The following is a 14,236-nucleotide window of genomic DNA, read 5'->3' as shown; positions in this document are numbered from 1 at the left end:
CAGCTCACCGTCGGCGCGGTGATCATCACCATGGGCACCCGGCCCGCCGAACTGCGCGCCCTCCTCGACTCGGTCGCCCGGCAGGACGGCGCCGCCGTGCGGACCGTGGTCGTCGGCAACGGCGCCCCCGTCCCGGAACTGCCCGAGGGCGTGGAGAGCGTCGAACTCCCGGAGAACCTCGGCATCCCCGGCGGGCGCAACGTCGGCATCGAAGCCTTCGGCCCCGGCGGGCGCGACGTGGACATCCTGCTGTTCCTCGACGACGACGGGCACCTGCCGGACGCCGGCGTCGCCGAGGCGGTGCGCGAAGCGTTCGCGGCCGACCCGCGCCTGGGCATCATCAGCTTCCGCATCGCCGACCCGGACACCGGCGTCACCCAGCGGCGCCACGTCCCCCGGCTGCGGGCCTCCGACCCGCTGCGCTCCTCGCGCGTCACCACCTTCCTCGGCGGCGCCAACGCGGTGCGCACCGAGGTCTTCGCCCAGGTCGGCGGGCTCCCGGACGACTTCTTCTACGCCCACGAGGAGACCGACCTGGCCTGGCGGGCCCTGGACGCGGGCTGGCAGATCGACTACCGCGCCGACCTGGTGATGCACCACCCCACCACCGCCCCGTCCCGGCACACGCACTACCACCGGATGGTGGCCAGGAACCGGGTCTGGCTGGCCCGGCGCAATCTGCCGCTGCCACTCATCCCGGTCTACCTCGGGGTCTGGATGCTGCTCACCCTGCTGCGCCGCCCCTCGTGGACCGCGCTCAAGGCATGGTTCGGCGGATTCGCCGAGGGCTGGCGCACCCCCGCGGGCTCCCGCCGCCCGATGCGGTGGCGTACGGTATGGCGGCTGACCCGGCTGGGCCGACCTCCCGTCATCTGACAAGCTCGGGTCTGAGACCATCCAGGGGCCGGCTCACCCCCGGAACCCATACGGCTGTGCCCTGCGAGGACGAAAGTTTCAACGTTGAGTGAGACCACGCGCGCCAGCGCGCCCCCACGCGCCGTTCCGCTGGCAGAACTGGCGGCCAGACACGGTCTGTCCGTCAGCGGCGCCAGGCCCTCCCTGCCCGCCTACGTACGGCAGCTGTGGGCCAGGCGACATTTCATCACCGCCTTCTCCCGGGCCAAGCTCGCCGCCCAGTACAGCCAGGCGAAACTCGGCCAGCTCTGGCAGGTGGCCACGCCCCTGCTGAACGCCCTGGTGTACTTCCTGATCTTCGGCGTGATCCTGGAAGCACGTGGCGGCATGAGCACCGGCGATTACATTCCGTTCCTGGTGGCGGGTGTCTTCGTCTTCACCTTCACGCAGAGTTCGGTCATGTCGGGCGTGAAGTCCATCTCGGGCAATCTTGGCATGGTCCGCGCACTGCACTTCCCCCGGGCCTCCCTTCCGATCGCCTTCTCCCTCCAGCAGCTCCAGCAACTCCTCTACTCGATGATCGTGCTCGCGGCGATCACCATCGGCTTCGGGCACTACCCGACCTGGACCTGGCTGCTGATCTTCCCCGCCCTGCTCCTCCAGTTCGTCTTCAACGCCGGCCTGGCCATGATCTTCGCCCGGCTCGGCAGCCACACCCCGGACATGGCCCAGCTGATGCCGTTCGTGCTGCGCACCTGGATGTACGCCTCGGGGGTGCTCTTCCCGCTGCGCGCCATGATCGAGGACAACGACACGGTGCCGCTGTGGGCGGCCGACGTCCTGGAGGCCAACCCGGCCGCCGTCTACATGGACCTCATCCGCTACGCCATGATCGACACCCCGCAGTACAGTGGCGTACCGGGTCTCACCTGGGCTTACGCCCTGGGCTGGGCCCTGGTGATCGGCATCGGCGGCTTTGTGTACTTCTGGAAGGCGGAGGAGCGGTATGGCCGTGGCTGAGCAGACGACATCCCCCCTCCCGGCGGACGAGCTGGAGCGGGTCCCCACCGTCATCGCGGACGACGTGCACATCGTCTACCGCGTCTACGGCGGGCGCAGCAAGGGCAACGCCACCGCCGCGCTGCGCCGCATCATCCGTCGCGAATCCTCCGCCCGGGTCCGCGAGGTGCACGCCGTGCGCGGCGTGACCTTCACCGCCTACCGGGGCGAGGCCATCGGGCTGATCGGCTCCAACGGCTCCGGCAAGTCCACCCTGCTGCGCGCCATCGCCGGGCTGCTGCCCACCGAGCGCGGCAAGGTGTACACCGACGGTCAGCCCTCCCTGCTGGGTGTCAACGCCGCCCTGATGAACGACCTCACCGGCGAGCGCAACGTCGTGCTCGGCGGGCTCGCCATGGGCATGTCCCGCGAGCAGATCAAGGAGCGCTACCAGGGCATCGTCGATTTCTCCGGGATCAACGACAAGGGCGACTTCATCAGCCTGCCCATGCGCACCTACTCCTCGGGCATGGCCGCCCGGCTGCGGTTCTCCATCGCCGCCGCCAAGGACCACGACGTCCTGATGATCGACGAGGCCCTCGCCACCGGTGACAAGAAGTTCCAGCGCCGCTCCGAGGCCCGCATCCGCGAGCTGCGCAAGGAGGCGGGCACCGTCTTCCTCGTCAGCCACAACAACAAGTCCATCCGGTCCACCTGCGACCGGGTGCTGTGGCTGGAGAAGGGCGAACTCGTCATGGACGGTCCCACCGAAGAGGTCATGAAGGCCTACGAGGAAGAGACCGGCAAGTAACGCCCGGCACGGCCCCGGACCGCGTGTCCGGGGCCGTCCCCGTGCGCACCCCACGGTAGAAAGACGGATATGACGACGGCACCGGCCACCGACGACCCCACCGGGGCCGTACTCTCCAAAGCCGCCCGCGAGAACTTCCCCGTGGCCCCCGCCTTCGTCCCCCGCGCCTGGCGCGAGGACCTGATGGCCCTGTACGGCTACGCCCGCCTCGTCGACGACATCGGCGACCGCGACCTCGCCCCCGGCGGCGCCGACGCCCGCGCCCTCGGCGTCGACCCGGCGCAGGCCGACGAGCCGCTGCCCATGCTGGACGCCCTCGAAGCCGACCTGCACCGCGTCTTCACCAGCGCCCACGGCGGCGCGCCGCCACGCCACCCCCTGGTGCGCGCCCTCATCCCCACCGTGCGCCGCAGCTCCCTCACCCCCCGGCCCTTCCTCGACCTCATCGAGGCCAACCGGATCGACCAGCGCGTCACCCGCTACGCCGACCACGAGCAGCTGCTCGGCTACTGCACCTATTCCGCCAACCCCGTCGGCCGGCTCGTCCTCGCCGTCACCGGCACCGCCACCCCCGAACGCGTCCGCCGCTCCGACGCCGTCTGCACCGCGCTCCAGCTCATCGAGCACATCCAGGACGTCGCCGAGGACCTCGCCCGCGACCGCATCTACCTCCCGCAGGAGGACATGCGGCGCTTCCACGTGTCCGAGACCGACCTCGCCGCCCCCACCGCGAACGCCTCGGTACGCACCCTGGTGGCCTGCGCGACCGAACGGGCACGTAGGCTGCTCGATGAGGGCGCCCCCCTGGTGGGCAGCGTCCACGGGCGGCTGAGGCTGCTGCTCGCCGGATTCGTCGGCGGCGGCAGGGCGGCGGCCCAGGCCATCGCCGACGCCGGCTACGACGTCCTGGCGTCCGCGCCGAAACCCACCAAGAGCGGCCTGCTGTACGCGGCGGGAACGACACTGCGACGAGGGACGTGAGGGTAGACCCCGTGAGAAACAGCCGACCCCTGCCCTCCGCCGTGCTGGCCTCCTACCATTACTGCGAGACCATCACCGGGCAGCAGGCGCGCAACTTCGCCTACGGCATCCGGCTGCTGCCCACCGGCCAGCGCCGCGCGCTCTCCGCCCTGTACGCCTTCGCCCGCCGCGTCGACGACATCGGCGACGGCACCCTGGACCCGGACACCAAGCGGGAGCGGCTCCTGGAGTGCCGCGACCTGCTGGAGCGGGTCCGCACCGGCACCGTCCCCCAGGACGCCACCGACCCGGTCGCCCTCGCCCTCTCCCACGCCGCGGGCGCCTTCCCCATCCCGCTCGGCGCCCTCGACGAACTCATCGACGGCGTCCTCATGGACGTGCGCGGCCACACCTACGAGAACTGGGACGACCTGCGGTTCTACTGCCGCTGCGTGGCCGGCGCCATCGGCCGGCTCTCGCTCGGCGTCTTCGGCACCGTGCCCGGGGTGCGCGGCGCCGCCCGCGCCCCCGAGTACGCGGACACCCTCGGACTCGCCCTCCAGCTCACCAACATCCTGCGCGACGTACGCGAGGACGCCGGCAACGGCCGCGTCTACCTGCCCGCCGAGGACCTGCGCAAATTCGCCTGCCCCGAGACCGCCGACGACCTGCGCCGCTACCCGCCGCCCGCCGAGGCCGACTTCACCGCCCTGGTCCGCTTCCAGATCCAGCGCGCCCGCGAACTGTTCGCCGAGGGGTTCAAGCTGCTGCCCATGCTCGACCGCCGCTCCGGTGCCTGCGTCGCCGCCATGGCCGGCATCTACCACCGGCTGCTGGACCGCATCGCCGAGGACCCCGCCGCCGTCCTGCGCGGCCGGGTCGCCCTGCCCGCGCCGGAGAAGGTCCTGGTCGCCGTGCGCGGCCTGACCGGTCTCGACGCCCGCCGCATCGCCCGGCAGGCCCACCCGTGACCAGCGCACTGGTCATCGGCGGCGGCCTCGCCGGCACCACCGCCGCCCTCGCCCTCGCCGACCGCGGCCACGCCGTGACCCTCGCCGAGGCCCGCCCCCGGCTCGGCGGCCTCGCCTTCTCCTTCAGCCGCGACAGCGCCGCGGGACCGCTCACCGTCGACAACGGCCAGCATGTGTACCTGCGCTGCTGCACCGCCTACCAGGGCTTTCTGCGCCGCGTCGGCGGCGCCGCCCTCGCCCCGGTACAGCGCCGCATGGACGTCCCCGTCCTGCACGCCGGCACCCGCCGCGTCGGCCGGCTGCGCCGCACCGCGGCCCCCGTCCCGCTGCACCTGACCGCCGGGCTCGCCCGCTACCCGCACCTCACCCTCGCCGAACGCGCCTCCGTGGGCCGCGCCGCCCTCGCCCTGCGCCGGCTGGACCCCGCCGACCCCGCCCTGGACGCCGAGAGCTTCGGCCACTGGCTGGAGCGGCACGGACAGAACCGGGCCACCATCGACGCGCTGTGGGACCTCGTGGGCGTCGCCACCCTCAACGCCCGCGCGGACGAGGTGTCCCTCGCGCTGGCCGCCAAGGTCTTCCGCACCGGACTGCTCACCAGCCCCGGGGCCGCGGACATCGGCCTCCCCGAGGTGCCGCTCGGCCACCTCCACGACACCCTCGCCGCCGCCGCCCTGGAGCGCGCCGGTGTCCGTACCCTGCTCGCCACCAAGGCCCGAGCCCTGCACCCCGGACCCGGGGGCCGCGGCTGGCGCGCCGACCTCACCGGCCGCGACGACACCCCGTACCACCTGGACGCGGACGTCGTCGTCCTCGCCGTCCCGCAGCGCGAGGCCCACGGCCTGCTGCCGCCCGGCGCGCTGCCCGACCCCGGCCGGCTGCTTGACCTGGCCGACGCGCCGATCCTCAACCTCCACGTCGTCTACGACCGCCGCGTGCTGCGTGTCCCGTTCTTCGCCGCCCTCGGCAGCCCCGTGCAGTGGGTCTTCGACCGCACCGCCCCTTCCGGGCTCACCGGCGGCGGCCAGTACCTGGCGCTGTCCCAGTCCGCCGCCGGAGCGGAGATCGACCTCCCGGCCAAGGTGCTGCGCAAGCGCTACCTGCCGGAACTGGAACGGCTGCTGCCCGCCGCCGCCCACGCCCGGGTCCGGGACTTCTTCGTCACCCGCGAACGCACCGCCACCTTCGCCCCGGCCCCCGGCACCGCCCGGCTGCGCCCGGCCGCCGCCACCGGCGCCCGCGGCCTGTTCCTGGCCGGTGCCTGGACCGCCACCGGCTGGCCCGCGACCATGGAGGGCGCGGTACGCAGCGGCCTGGCCGCCGCCCGCGCCGCGGCGGCGGTGTGAGCGGCCCGTGGCGACCGGGGCCGGCCACCGGCCGGTCCCGGGTACGCTCGAAGCCGGGTACCCGGCGAGCGAGGCTGCACCGGGGGGTGCCCGCCGGCCGCCGGCCGGAACCACCGCGGAGCGATCCGCGCGGGGCCGGCCCGAGGAGGACCTGGGACCCGCTCACCGCCCCGCCCGCGATATCCGCAGCACTGGAGAACAGAACCCCATGAGTCAGACCGCGGTCAACGCCCTGCTGGAACGCGGGCGCACCCTCACCACCCCCGCGCTGCGCGCCGCCGTCGACCGGCTGGCCCCGCCCATGAACACGGTGGCCGCGTACCACTTCGGCTGGATCGACGCGCACGGCCGCGAGTCCGAGAGCGACGGCGGCAAGGCGGTCCGCCCGGCGCTGGCCCTGCTCTCCGCCGAGGCGGCCGGCGCCGCGCCGGACACGGGTGTCCCGGGCGCCGTCGCGGTCGAGCTGGTGCACAACTTCTCGCTGCTGCACGACGATCTGATGGACGGCGACGAGCAGCGCCGGCACCGCGACACGGTGTGGAAGGTGCACGGCCCCGCCCAGGCGATCCTGGTCGGCGACGCGCTGTTCGCCATCTCCCACGAGGTGCTGCTGGAGGCCGGCGGCCCGGGCGCGGCCCGTGCGGCGCGCCGGCTGGCCGTCGCCTCCCGCAAGCTCATCGACGGCCAGGCCCAGGACATCTCCTTCGAACACCGGGAGTTCGTCTCGGTCGAGGAATGCCTGGAGATGGAGGGCAACAAGACCGGCGCGCTGCTCGCCTGCGCCGCCTCCATCGGCGCCGTTCTCGGCGGCGCGGACGACGACGCCGCCGACGCGCTGGAGACCTACGGCCACCACCTCGGCCTCGCCTTCCAGGCGGTCGACGACCTGCTGGGCATCTGGGGCGACCCGGCCGCCACCGGCAAGCAGACCTGGAGCGATCTGCGCCAGCGCAAGAAGTCGCTGCCGGTCGCCGCGGCCGTGGCCGCCTCCGGCGGGGCTGCGCGGCGGCTGACCGCGCTGCTGACCGCCGACGCGAAGAAGAGCCAGGAGGAGTTCGCCGACTTCGACGAGGCCGAGTTCGCCGCCCGCGCCGCCCTGATCGAGGAGGCCGGCGGCCGGCAGTGGACCGCGGACGAGGCGCGGCGCCAGCACGACACCGCGCTGCGGGCGCTGGACGGCCTGGACATGCCGGCCCGGGTGCGTGAGCAACTGGTGGAGCTCGCCGACTTCATCGTCATCCGGGAGAAGTGACGGAGCTGTTCGCCCGGCCGCCGGCCGAGGTCGCCCCGGGCGCCGTGCATCTGCCCGGCCGGCTCACGGCCGAGCAGCAGCGCGGGTTGCTGGCCGACTGCCGCCGGTGGGCGCTGCCCCCGGCCGGACTGCGTACCGTCACCATGCCGCGCGGCGGCACGATGTCGGTGCGGCAGCTCAGCCTCGGGTGGCACTGGTACCCCTACGGGTACGCGCGGACGGTGGTGGACGGCGACGGGGCGCCGGTGAAACCGTTCCCGCCCGAACTGGGCGCCCTCGCCGAGCAGCTGGTGGCCGAGGCCGGACTGCCGCCGGCCGGCGCCCCGTACGACGTCGCGCTCATCAACTTCTACCCGGCCGGCGCCCGGATGGGTATGCACCGCGACAGCGACGAGCGCTCACCCGCCCCGGTGGTGTCGCTGAGCCTGGGCGACAGCTGCGTCTTCCGCTTCGGCACCCCCGAGAGCCGGGGCCGGCCGTGGCGCGACACGGAACTGCGCAGCGGCGACGCGTTCGTCTTCGGCGCCGCCTCCCGGCTGGCCTACCACGGGGTGCCCCGCACCCGACCCGGGACCGCGCCCGCCGCGCTCGGCCTGACCGGGCGTCTGAACATCACCCTGCGGGTCTCCGGGCTGTCGCCCGCGTCCTGACCCGGGCCCCGTCCGACCGCCCCCGCCCGCCCCCGCCCGCCCCCGCCCGTGTGGCCCGCGACCGGCCCCCGGTGGCGCCCCCGGCCCCCGCCGCGCACCGTGTGCGCGCGGGCGGCGCCCGCTCACCCGCCGGGGGTCAATTCCGTGTTCGCGGTATTCACTCGTTGGGAGCTGGCGAGGGGTGGCGATTGCTCAAACAGGGCTCCAGAGGTGGTCAGTTGGTGCATAGCGTGGGCAACGGCACCCAGAGCCACTCGTTCGCGGTGGCCATCCTCCGCCCACGAGAATCCGAAGGACCCCGATGCCCGAACCCCGCAGCCAACGGGCGCTGACCGGCAGCGGTCGCACCGCTGCCGCCGCCCCGCCGCGGCCCCACCCCGAACGGGGCCGACTGCTGCGCCTGGCCGTGCTGCCGGCCGCGCTGGTCGCCGCCATCGCCGTCGCCGCCGTGCTGGCCGTCCAGCGCCTGTCGCAGCCCGTGCCGTTACTGATCGCCGCCGCCCTGGGCGCCGCCGCCGTGCTGGCCGGCGCCGTCGCGGTCGCCACCGGCGAGGCCCGGCTCCAGGCCGCCCGGCACGCCGCGCTCGGCCGCCGGCTCGCCCGCCACCGGGCCGAACTCGCCACCCTGGCCACCCGGCCGGCCCGCCGCCGGGACAGCGGCGCCGCCGCCGGCGGCACCGCCCCCGCCCCCGAACCGTTCCCCGACAGCCTCGCCGCCCTCGGCCACGAGATCGACACCCACCTGCGGGCCGCCGAGGACGCCGTCGCCCGGGCCCGTGCCCTGCCTCCGGGCGGCGCCCCCGGCAGCGACGAGAAGATCGCGGTCTTCGTCAACCTCGCCCGCCGCATGCAGACCTTCGTCCACCGCCAGCTGGAACACCTCGACGAACTGGAACACGAGGTCGAGGACCCCGACCTGCTCAAGGGCCTCTTCCACATCGACCACCTCGCCACCCGCATCCGCCGGCACGCCGAGAACCTCGCCGTCCTGGGCGGCGCCGTCTCCCGCCGCCAGTGGACCCGGCCGGTCGCCCTCACCGAGGTGCTGCGCTCGTGCATCGCCGAGGTCGAGCAGTACACCCGGGTCAAGCTGGTGCCGCCCATCGAGGGCACCGTGCGCGGCCACGCCGTCGCCGACGTCATCCACCTGCTCGCCGAACTCGTCGAGAACGCCACCCTGTACTCCGCGCCCCAGACCCGGGTACTGCTGCGGGTCCAGCGGGTGACCGCCGGGCTCGCCATCGAGGTCGAGGACCGGGGCCTGGGCATGACGGACGCCGAACAGAGCCGGATGAACGCCGTCCTGGCCGGCGCCGAGCCCATGGACGTCGCCGAACTCCTGGAGGACGGCCGGGTCGGGCTGTTCGTCGTGTCCACCCTCGCCCGCCGCCACAACATCGTCGTCCAGTTGCAGAGCAACATCTACGGCGGCGTCCAGGCCGTGCTCGTCCTCCCCGAGGACCTCCTTGGCGACGAGTCCGAGGGCCAGTTCGTCCCCGGCCCGCCCCGCCACCGCCACATCCCCGCCGAGCCCGTGGTCCCCGCCACCGTGACCACCCGCGCCGCACCCCCCATGTGCTCCGCGCCGCCGGTCCGCCCGCAACTGCCGCGCCGCAGACGCCAGCAGCACCTCGTCCCGCAGCTGCGCGACATCACCCCGCCGGCCCCCGGTCTGGCCGCCTCCCTCGCCGTCGAGCGCGACCCGGACCACGACCGCAAGGCCGACCGGACCCGTGACCACGAACCCACCTTGCGCCACGAGCCCGACAGCGAACCCGACCCCGGCCTGATGGCCGCCTTCCGGCGCGGCACCAGCCTCGCCGACGACACCGACGACACCGACTGACCCGCGAGGAGAGCCACCCGACCATGGAGAGCGAAGTGCCACCGGGCGAGGCCGGAACAGAACTGTCCGGGCTGCTGACCGGACTCGTCGAGGGGGTGCCGCACACCCGCAGCGCCGTGCTGCTGTCGATCGACGGCCTGGTGACCGCCGCCCACGGCCTGGAGTCGTCCGGGGCCGAGCACCTGGCCGCCCTCGCCGCCGGGCTGTACGGGCTCGCCCGCAGCGCCGGCGCCCGCTTCGGTGACCCCGGCGAAGTGCGCCAGGTCGTGGTCGAACTGGACCGCTCGCTGCTGTTCGTCTCCAGCGCGGGCCCCGGCGCCTGCCTGGCCGTCGTCGCCGCCCGCGAGGCCGATCCGGCCGTCCTCGGCTACGCGATGGCCACCCTGGTCAAGACCGTGCGGCCGGCTCTGAACACCGCGCCCCGGCAGCCCGCGGGGCAGTGACCCGATGCCAGAACCCCTGCCGGAGCCCTGGCTCGACGACGACGCCGGCGCCCTGGTGCGCCCCTTCACCGCCAGCGGCGGCCGTACCCGGCCCGCCGCCCGGCTGGACCTGCTGACCCTGGTGCTGGCCACCGGCGCGGACGTGCGCGGCCCGGCCGTCCCCGAACACGATCAGCTGCTCGCCCTGTGCCGCGGCCCCGTGTCGGTCGCCGAACTCGCCGCCCACATCAGGCTGCCCGTCACCATCACCAAAGTCCTCCTGTCCGACCTGCTGGAACGCGGCGCGGTCACCACCCGGGCCCCCGGCTTCCAGTCTCAGCAACCCACCGACAAAGACCTGTTGGAGGCGGTCCTGCATGGACTCCGCAAACGGCTGTGACCCCTTCCCCACGGCGGTGAAGATCCTCATCGCGGGCGGTTTCGGAGTCGGCAAGACCACCTTCGTGGGCGCCGTCAGCGAGATCGAGCCGCTCAGCACCGAGGAGATCCTCACCCAGGTGAGCGCCGCCACCGACAGCCTGGAGGGCATCGAACGCAAGACCTCCACCACCGTCGCCATGGACTTCGGGCGCATCACCCTGGGCAACGACCATGTGCTGTACCTGTTCGGCACCCCCGGGCAGGAGCGGTTCTGGTTCATGTGGAACGAACTGTGCCACGGCGCGCTGGGCGCCGTGGTGCTGGCCGACACCCGGCGGCTGGAGGAGAGCTTCCCCGCCGTCGACTTCTTCGAGCGGCGCGGCGTCGGTTTCATCGTCGCCGTCAACGAGTTCGACGGGGCCCACCGCTACCCGGTCCCGGAAATCCGCGCCGCCATGGACCTCAACCCGCAGGTACCGATCGTGCTGTGCGACGCCCGGCAGGCCGCCTCCGGCACCCAGGTTTTGGTGACCCTGATCCAGCATCTGATCGACACCCGTACCCCCGGACCGGCCGTGACGGACGACGTACAGCCGCAGAAGCCGTCCGCCGTCCGCCCCTGACCGCGCGGAGGCCGCCCGCCGGAACCCCGGCGGGCGGCCTCCACGGTTGCGTTCCTGCTTACTCCTCGGCGCCGCCGAACCGCTCGCGGTACGCCACCAGGTCATCCTCGGTGATCTTGGCGAACAGCACCGGCGGCACCGTGAACGGCGCCCCCGCCGGCACCGTGTCCAGGGCGATCGCCTGCTCGGCGGTCACCCACCGGTCCGCCGCGACCGTGCCGAACACCGACCGCATCACCTGCGCGGTCGCCGGGATGATCGGCTCGGAGACCACCGCGTACAGCCGGATCAGATTCATCGCGGTGCGCAGCGTCAGCGCCGCCGCCTCCGGGTCGCTCTTGATCTCCAGCCACGGGGCCTTCTCCTCCAGATAGGAGTTGCCCGCGCTCCACAGGGCGCGCAGCGCGAAGGCCGCCTTGCGGAACTGGAGCGCGTCCAGGTGCTCCTCGTACTCGGCCAGCAGCCGGGCGACCTCCGCGCCGAGCCGGGCCTCCGCCTCACCGGCGGCGTGCCCGCCCGGCACCTCGTCGCCGAACCGCTTGCGCGAGAACGTCAGCACCCGGTTGACGAAGTTCCCCAGGGTGTCCGCCAGGTCCTTGTTGACGATCGCCGAGAAGTGCTCCCAGGAGAACGAGGCGTCGTCCGACTCCGGGGCGCTGGCCATCAGGAAGTACCGCCAGTAGTCGGCGGGCAGCAGCTCCAGGGCGTCGTCGATGAAGATGCCCCGGTTCTGCGAGGTGGAGAACTTGCCGCCGTAGTACGTCAGCCAGTTGAACGCCTTGACGTAGTCGACCTTCTTCCACGGCTCCCGGGTGCCCAGCTCGGTGGCCGGGAACATCACCGTGTGGAAGGGCACGTTGTCCTTCGCCATGAACTCCGTGTAGCGCACCCCGCCGGCCGCGTCCTCGTCCGTGCCGTACCACCACGACCGCCAGTCGCGCTCCTCGCCGGCACCGGCCGCGTCCGCCCACTCCTTGGTGGCGCCGATGTAGCCGATCGGGGCGTCGAACCACACGTAGAAGACCTTGCCCTCGGCCGCCAGCTCCGGCCACACATCGGCCGGCACCGGTACCCCCCACTCCAGGTCGCGGGTGATCGCCCGGTCGTGCAGCCCCTCGGTCAGCCACTTGCGGGCGATCGAGGAGGCCAGCACCGGCCACTCCTTCCCGGCCTCCGCGACGAACGCCTCGACCTCGCCCTCCAGCTTCGACTGGAGCAGGAAGAGATGCGTGGTCTCGCGCACCTCCAGCTCCGTGCTGCCGGAGACCGCCGAGCGCGGGTTCAGCAGATCGGTCGGGTCCAGCACCCGGGTGCAGTTCTCGCACTGGTCGCCGCGCGCCGCCTCGTACCCGCAGAACGGGCAGGTGCCCACGATGTACCGGTCGGGCAGGAACCGCTCGTCCGCCAGCGAGTACACCTGGCGGGTGGAGCGCTCCTCGATGAAACCGTTCGCCTTCAGCTGCCGCGCGAAGTGCTGGGTGATCTCGATGTTCTGCGCCGAGGACGTGCGGCCGAAGTAGTCGAAGGACAGACCGAAACCGTCGTACACCGCCTTCTGCGCGTCGTGCGCGCGGGCGCAGAACTCGGCCACCGGCAGCCCCGCCGCCTTGGCCGCCAGCTCCGCCGGGGTGCCGTGCTCGTCGGTGGCGCAGATGTACAGCACGTCGTGGCCGCGCTGCCGCAGATAGCGGGCGTACACATCCGCCGGGAGCATCGAGCCGACCATGTTCCCCAGGTGCTTGATCCCGTTGATGTACGGCAGCGCACTGGTGATGAGGTGTCGGGTCATCCTCGGATGCTCCAATGGTGAGAAGTGGATCAGTCACACAACGTGACGAAGTCGAGCGTCTTGGCCCGTCAATCCTACCGACGGCCGGACTGCCCTCCGCACCGGATTTCCGGCACCATGACCGCCATGGACCCCGCCCGGCCGCAGACCGTCCTCGGCATGCTCAGCGGCACCTCCCACGACGCCGTCGACGTGGCCGCCGCCCACCTGCGCTTCACCGACCCCCACACCCTCGCCCTGCGCCCGCTCGGCCTGCACAGCGAACCCTTCCCCGCCGCCCTGCGCGAGCGCATCGCCGCCGCCCTGCCGCCCGCCCGGGTGGAGTTGGCCGAGGTCTGCCGGCTCGACACCGAACTCGGACAGTTCTTCGGCGCCGTCGCCGCCCGCGCCGACACCGCGCTCACCGGCCGGCGCGCCGAACTGCTCGCCTCGCACGGCCAGACCGTCCACCACTGGGTGGACGGCGGCCGGGCCCGCGGCACCCTGCAACTGGGCGCCGCCGCCTGGATCGCCCGCGCCACCGGACTCCCCGTGCTCTCCGACCTGCGCACCGCCGACATCGCCCGCGGCGGCCAGGGCGCCCCGCTGGTCTCCCTGCTGGACGCGCTGTGGCTGCTGGGCGAGGGCACCCGGCGCGGCGCCCTCAACCTCGGCGGCATCGCCAACATCACCGTGCCGGGACCGGGCACCGCACCGCGCGACGTCCTCGCCTACGACCTCGGCCCCGCGAACGCGCTGATCGACGCCGCCGTCACCGCCGCCAGCGGGGGAGCGGAACGGATGGACACCGACGGGGCACGCGCCGCGCGCGGCCGGCCCGGCACCGCACTGCTGCGACGGCTGCTCGCCGAACCGTACTACCGCCTCCCGCCGCCCAAATCCACCGGCAAGGAACTCTTCCACCCCGGCTACCTCGACACCGTGCTGCGCCCCGGCGACCCCACCGGGGACGACCTGGTGGCCACCCTCACCGAACTCACCGCCCACCTGGTGGGCACCGCCTGCCGCACCCACCGGCTCACCGAACTCGTCGTCTCCGGCGGCGGCGTACGCAACCCCGTCCTCCTGGACCGCGTCCGGGCCGCCGCCGCCCCGGCCCGGGTCGTCACCAGCGCCGCCCACGGCCTGCCCGCCCCGGCCAAGGAGGCCTACCTCTTCGCGCTCCTCGGCTACCTCAGCGCCCACGGCCTCCCCGGCACCCTGCCCTCGGCCACCGGAGCCGGCGCACCCACCGTCCTCGGCTCCTGGACCCCGGGCGCCGGCCCGCTGCGGCTGCCCCCGCCCCACCCCGGCGCCCCGCGCAGGCTGATCATCGAACAGCCCTGACCGCA

General features: G+C 73.5%; 14 protein-coding genes. 13 read left to right on the top strand and 1 reads right to left on the bottom strand.

What is annotated here, in order from left to right:
• Nucleotides 1-30 precede the first annotated feature (30 nt).
• The 12 genes from BM385_RS22435 (at nt 31) to BM385_RS22380 (ending at nt 11,116) form a co-directional block, all read left to right on the top strand.
• Complete coding sequence (locus BM385_RS22435; RefSeq protein ID WP_051131067.1) at nt 31-876, top strand: glycosyltransferase family 2 protein; 846 nt, start codon at nt 31-33, stop codon at nt 874-876.
• A gap of 84 nt (nt 877-960) precedes the next feature.
• Nucleotides 961-1,875, top strand: a complete 915-nt coding sequence (locus BM385_RS22430; protein WP_019432679.1) for an ABC transporter permease — start codon at nt 961-963, stop codon at nt 1,873-1,875.
• Nucleotides 1,862-2,665 carry an ABC transporter ATP-binding protein gene (locus tag BM385_RS22425; protein WP_093844195.1) on the top strand — a complete coding sequence of 268 codons (804 nt, stop codon included), beginning with the start codon at nt 1,862-1,864 and terminating at the stop codon, nt 2,663-2,665. Before BM385_RS22430 ends, BM385_RS22425 begins: the two co-directional genes overlap by 14 nt.
• 69 nt (nt 2,666-2,734) lie before the next feature.
• Complete coding sequence (gene hpnC, locus BM385_RS22420) at nt 2,735-3,646, top strand: squalene synthase HpnC (RefSeq protein WP_019432677.1); 912 nt, start codon at nt 2,735-2,737, stop codon at nt 3,644-3,646.
• Nucleotides 3,647-3,657: 11 nt separating this feature from the next.
• A complete protein-coding gene (gene hpnD, locus BM385_RS28025) occupies nt 3,658-4,596 on the top strand; it encodes a presqualene diphosphate synthase HpnD (protein ID WP_093844194.1) in 939 nt (312 codons plus the stop codon).
• Nucleotides 4,593-5,942 (top strand): hydroxysqualene dehydroxylase HpnE, encoded by a 1,350-nt coding sequence (gene hpnE / locus BM385_RS22410; protein ID WP_019432675.1) that lies wholly within the window; start codon nt 4,593-4,595, stop codon nt 5,940-5,942. The genes hpnD and hpnE overlap by 4 nt, the downstream gene beginning before the upstream one ends.
• Before the next feature lie 208 nt (nt 5,943-6,150).
• Entirely contained in the window at nt 6,151-7,194 is a 1,044-nt protein-coding gene (locus BM385_RS22405; protein ID WP_019432674.1) for a polyprenyl synthetase family protein, read from the top strand.
• Complete coding sequence (locus BM385_RS22400) at nt 7,191-7,844, top strand: alpha-ketoglutarate-dependent dioxygenase AlkB family protein (RefSeq protein ID WP_019432673.1); 654 nt, start codon at nt 7,191-7,193, stop codon at nt 7,842-7,844. The genes BM385_RS22405 and BM385_RS22400 overlap by 4 nt, the downstream gene beginning before the upstream one ends.
• Before the next feature lie 301 nt (nt 7,845-8,145).
• On the top strand, nt 8,146-9,690 hold the full coding sequence (locus BM385_RS22395) for a sensor histidine kinase (RefSeq protein WP_093844193.1): 1,545 nt from the start codon (nt 8,146-8,148) through the stop codon (nt 9,688-9,690).
• A 23-nt stretch (nt 9,691-9,713) separates the two neighbouring features.
• Complete coding sequence (locus BM385_RS22390; protein ID WP_093844192.1) at nt 9,714-10,133, top strand: roadblock/LC7 domain-containing protein; 420 nt, start codon at nt 9,714-9,716, stop codon at nt 10,131-10,133.
• Between the two features lie 4 nt (nt 10,134-10,137).
• On the top strand, nt 10,138-10,512 hold the full coding sequence (locus BM385_RS22385) for a DUF742 domain-containing protein (protein ID WP_093844191.1): 375 nt from the start codon (nt 10,138-10,140) through the stop codon (nt 10,510-10,512).
• On the top strand, nt 10,490-11,116 hold the full coding sequence (locus BM385_RS22380; RefSeq protein WP_051131060.1) for a GTP-binding protein: 627 nt from the start codon (nt 10,490-10,492) through the stop codon (nt 11,114-11,116). The genes BM385_RS22385 and BM385_RS22380 overlap by 23 nt, the downstream gene beginning before the upstream one ends.
• 58 nt (nt 11,117-11,174) lie before the next feature.
• Here BM385_RS22380 and metG read toward each other — a convergent pair whose 3' ends face one another.
• Nucleotides 11,175-12,905: a methionine--tRNA ligase gene (gene metG / locus BM385_RS22375; protein WP_019432669.1), complete on the bottom strand. Its 1,731-nt coding sequence runs from the start codon at nt 12,903-12,905 to the stop codon at nt 11,175-11,177.
• 117 nt (nt 12,906-13,022) lie between these two features.
• Between metG and BM385_RS22370 the strand changes: the two genes are divergently transcribed.
• Nucleotides 13,023-14,231 carry an anhydro-N-acetylmuramic acid kinase gene (locus tag BM385_RS22370; protein WP_093844190.1) on the top strand — a complete coding sequence of 403 codons (1,209 nt, stop codon included), beginning with the start codon at nt 13,023-13,025 and terminating at the stop codon, nt 14,229-14,231.
• Nucleotides 14,232-14,236 lie beyond the last annotated feature (5 nt).

Origin of the sequence: Streptomyces harbinensis, assembly GCF_900116145.1 — a bacterium.
Taxonomy (GTDB): domain Bacteria; phylum Actinomycetota; class Actinomycetes; order Streptomycetales; family Streptomycetaceae; genus Streptomyces; species Streptomyces carpaticus.
The sequence above is the reverse complement of the archived record's forward strand: the minus strand, read 5'-3'. Positions and strand labels throughout refer to the sequence as shown.

Excerpts from the sequence above, each read along its gene's own strand:
- BM385_RS22435 (WP_051131067.1), top strand. The coding sequence starts at position 31 with ATGGGCACCCGGCCCGCCGAACTGCGCGCCCTCCTCGACTCGGTCGCC.
- BM385_RS22425 (WP_093844195.1), top strand. The coding sequence starts at position 1,862 with ATGGCCGTGGCTGAGCAGACGACATCCCCCCTCCCGGCGGACGAGCTG.
- hpnC (WP_019432677.1), top strand. The coding sequence starts at position 2,735 with ATGACGACGGCACCGGCCACCGACGACCCCACCGGGGCCGTACTCTCC.
- BM385_RS22405 (WP_019432674.1), top strand. The coding sequence starts at position 6,151 with ATGAGTCAGACCGCGGTCAACGCCCTGCTGGAACGCGGGCGCACCCTC.
- BM385_RS22395 (WP_093844193.1), top strand. The coding sequence starts at position 8,146 with ATGCCCGAACCCCGCAGCCAACGGGCGCTGACCGGCAGCGGTCGCACC.
- BM385_RS22390 (WP_093844192.1), top strand. The coding sequence starts at position 9,714 with ATGGAGAGCGAAGTGCCACCGGGCGAGGCCGGAACAGAACTGTCCGGG.
- BM385_RS22385 (WP_093844191.1), top strand. The coding sequence starts at position 10,138 with ATGCCAGAACCCCTGCCGGAGCCCTGGCTCGACGACGACGCCGGCGCC.
- BM385_RS22380 (WP_051131060.1), top strand. The coding sequence starts at position 10,490 with ATGGACTCCGCAAACGGCTGTGACCCCTTCCCCACGGCGGTGAAGATC.
- metG (WP_019432669.1), bottom strand. The coding sequence starts at position 12,905 with ATGACCCGACACCTCATCACCAGTGCGCTGCCGTACATCAACGGGATC.
- BM385_RS22370 (WP_093844190.1), top strand. The coding sequence starts at position 13,023 with ATGACCGCCATGGACCCCGCCCGGCCGCAGACCGTCCTCGGCATGCTC.